The sequence below is a fragment of the Pantoea sp. SIMBA_079 genome, assembly GCF_046940275.1.
Lineage (GTDB): Bacteria > Pseudomonadota > Gammaproteobacteria > Enterobacterales > Enterobacteriaceae > Pantoea > Pantoea borealis.
In genome coordinates this window covers 1-230 of sequence record NZ_JAWRYR010001017.1, presented here as the reverse complement: position 1 = coordinate 230, position 230 = coordinate 1, and the positions used below count along the sequence as shown (strand labels likewise).

Annotated in this window: 1 protein-coding gene; it reads right to left on the bottom strand. The window is 57.0% G+C overall.

The window, feature by feature from the left end:
• Positions 1-230 (bottom strand): invasion associated locus B family protein (locus tag SB719_RS22990; protein WP_412160164.1); only part of this gene is annotated, 230 nt, incomplete at both ends.

The following is a 230-nucleotide window of genomic DNA, read 5'->3' as shown; positions in this document are numbered from 1 at the left end:
CCTTCGCCAAATCCCTTCAGATCAACCGGGATGCCTACGCCTTCTTCCGGTGTCTGGAAGACGATGAAGGTAGCTGCCTTGCCAGAACGCAGTGTCTTGAGAAGATCATCCTCGAGGATCACTTCGGCGTAGCAGCCGTCTTCGAAGCAGCGGACGAAATAGGCGCGACCGATATCCTTGCCATCGACATTGAGGCCAAGGCCGTTGGGCAGCAGAACACCAAGTGGGGC